General features: G+C 63.4%; 4 protein-coding genes. 2 read left to right on the top strand and 2 right to left on the bottom strand.

The features are described 5' to 3' along the window. Positions 1–408, top strand: a 408-nt coding sequence (locus QT222_RS02665) for an Rpp14/Pop5 family protein (RefSeq protein ID WP_491476217.1), incomplete at its 5' end; no start/stop codon positions are given. A gap of 6 nt (positions 409–414) precedes the next feature. Continuing rightward, positions 415–1173 carry an archaeal proteasome endopeptidase complex subunit alpha gene (gene psmA / locus QT222_RS02660; RefSeq protein WP_491476216.1) on the top strand — a complete coding sequence of 253 codons (759 nt, stop codon included), beginning with the start codon at positions 415–417 and terminating at the stop codon, positions 1171–1173. Between the two features lie 148 nt (positions 1174–1321). On the opposite strand, the gene QT222_RS02655 is transcribed toward psmA, so the two are convergent. Together QT222_RS02655 and QT222_RS02650 are read right to left on the bottom strand one after the other, a co-directional pair. Continuing rightward, complete coding sequence (locus QT222_RS02655) at positions 1322–1675, bottom strand: helix-turn-helix transcriptional regulator (protein WP_004572576.1); 354 nt, start codon at positions 1673–1675, stop codon at positions 1322–1324. 25 nt (positions 1676–1700) lie between these two features. Further along, positions 1701–2453 carry an NRDE family protein gene (locus tag QT222_RS02650; protein WP_491476215.1) on the bottom strand — a complete coding sequence of 251 codons (753 nt, stop codon included), beginning with the start codon at positions 2451–2453 and terminating at the stop codon, positions 1701–1703. Between the last annotated feature and the right edge of the window lie 130 nt (positions 2454–2583).

Here is a 2583-nt window from a genome sequence, read left to right as displayed (position 1 = left end):
CGCACGTTCGACGACGGCGCGTTCCAGCGTGAACTCTGGTACGCCGCCCAGAACCTCTTCGGCGATTCGGGGAGCGCCGACGCCGACCTGACAGTTCTCGGGTTCGACTCTGCGGATGGCATCGCGGAAACCATCGTTCGTGCCCGTCGCGGCTACGTTGACGAAACCCGTGCCGCACTCGCCTGCATCGACGAGGTCGGAAGCGACCCAGTCGGAGTGAGAGTGCGAGGCGTCTCCGGGACGGTGCGTGCCTGTTCGGAAAGGTATTTACACGGCCGGGCCGGAATTTCTCAGGAGAGAGACGTCGTGTTCGAGAACGAATCCCGGACCGCCGTTGTCCGCAATTCCCTCTTGGACGTTCGCGGTCCGGACGGGTTCACGGGCGCGACGCAACTCGATTTCGAGTGATATTCCATGCAGGGACAAGCGCAACAACAGGCGTACGACCGCGGGATTACGATCTTCTCGCCGGATGGTCGACTCTATCAGGTCGAATACGCCCGCGGGGCCGACAAGCGCGGCCCCGCGCGCGTCGGTGGGCGAACGCCGGAGGGGGTCGTCCCCGCGGCGGACAAGCGCTCTCGCTCGCCACTGAGGGAGCGGCCGAGCGTCGAGAAGTTTCACAAGCCGAACGCCCACACCGGCACCGCAGGCGCGGGTCACGTCGCTGACCCCCGTCAGTTTATCGACTCCGCCCGCCGACAGTCGCAGGTCAACCGCCTCCGCTACGGCGAACCCATCGGTATCGAGACGCTGACCAAGGAAGTTACCGACCACATCCAGCAGTACACGCAGGTCGGCGGTGCCCGTCCGTTCGGTGTCGCACTCCTCATCGGCGGCGTCGAAAACAGCACGCCCCGCCTCTACGAGACGGACCCCTCGGGGACGCCCTACGAGCGGAAGGCTGTCTCTATCGGTGCCGACCGCGGCGACCACCAGGCGCACCTCGAAGAAAACTACAGCGACGACCTGACCCTCGAGGAAGGTATCGAGCTGGCGCTCGAAACCATTACGTCCACGAACGACGAGGGAACGTCGCCTGATGGCGTCGACGTTGGGACCATCTCCGCCGAGTCGGAGGAGTTCGTCGAACTGTCGAACGACGAAATCGAGTCGTACCTCGAAGCCAACGACCTGTTGGCGACCGAGGAAGACGAAGAGCCAGAAGAGTAAGCCGCGTCCCGCGGTTCCACGTTTTCTTCTCGAGACTCCCGTCGCTACTGGCGAGTCAGTATTTCAGTCAGTTCTCGTGTGACCGCCGAAAAAGCCCAGAAACGGATTCAGTTGTGGGACAACACGATGCGACCGCTCCAGTCGCAGTTCAGTATTCCTCGTACGCGAGGTTCATCAGCCACTGTGAGAAGGCGTTGCTGTTCGCGTTAATCTCCTCTTCGCCGATGAGCGGCGAGAGCATGTCGCCGGCCATGAGCAGCGAAAATTCGAGGTCGCGTGCGGCGGGTTCGAGGTAGTACGTCGTGTGGCCGCTGTAGACGGTCTGGGTCCGTTTGATGAGACCGAGCGACTCCAGCACTTCGGCGATACGGCTTCCCTTTCGGGACGAGATATCGAGTTCTTTCCAGAAATCGCTCTGATGGATGCCGCCCGCCTCGCGGATGAGTTCCAGTCCCGCGCGCTCATCGGAAGAAAGATCGGCTTCGGCTTCGCTCGCGCTCATACCACGTACACGTCGGGCGAGTGGTTTAATCCTGACGTTCGACCGGTTCGAAGGCGGTCTGACACGGCGGTCCGTCGGCGAATTCGTACACGAATTCCTCCGCGCCGAGCGTGATGAGCGACGACGAGCGCGTGCCGAATCGACCCTCCGGGTCGTGGACGCAGACGCCGAAATCGTGGTCTCCGAGCGCGGTCCGTGCACGCTCGCGCCAGTCGGTCATCGCCTCGCTCGCCTCGGGTTGGAGTGTCTCCCAGAGTCGCCGGGCGTTGTCTGCTTGCTCCTCACCCACCTCGGGGCGTTGCGCCGGGACGAACCACGAATCGGGCGTGCCGACGTTCACGACGACGTGGATGCCGGGGTCGAAATTCCGAACGGAGAGTCCGCCGTCCCACTCGTAGAAGAGCGCGGCGCTCTCGTCGGCGATGACGAGATTGAATCCGTCGTAGGTGTGTTTGTCGACCGCGTGTTCGACGAACCGAGCAGCGCCTTCGGCCGTCTCGTGACGTAACGCGTCGCGGACGAGATGACCACGCGACTGCTCACCGCCGCCCTCGACATCGACCCAGCGGTTAGTGATGCCGACGAAGACGCCAGCCTCGTTGTAGCCGACCCACGTCCCGCCCGCCTCGGCATCGCGCGGTGCGACGATTGCGGGTTCCTCACCGTTGGTCCAGCGTTGGGGTGGCTCAGCAGGCCTGTCGAGGAGTTCGTCACGATTAGCGGCGACGACGACCGGCGCGTCTTCGAACACCTGCCACGCGAGGATGAGTGTGCACACGGGAGGGGGTACGGACCCGGAGTGCAAAAATGCCATCACACCGCAATGCCGCGGGCGTCACGCCGTGGTAGTTTACTCGTCGGACTGTTCTTCGATTCGCGTTTCCAGTCGTGCAACGTCGTCTTCCAAC

The sequence above is a fragment of the Haloferax sp. s1 genome (genome assembly GCF_058382125.1).
This window is presented reverse-complemented; position numbering and strand designations above follow the sequence as displayed.

Coding starts and splice junctions, on each gene's coding strand:
- psmA (WP_491476216.1), top strand. CDS start 415: ATGCAGGGACAAGCGCAACAACAGGCGTACGACCGCGGGATTACGATC.
- QT222_RS02655 (WP_004572576.1), bottom strand. CDS start 1,675: ATGAGCGCGAGCGAAGCCGAAGCCGATCTTTCTTCCGATGAGCGCGCG.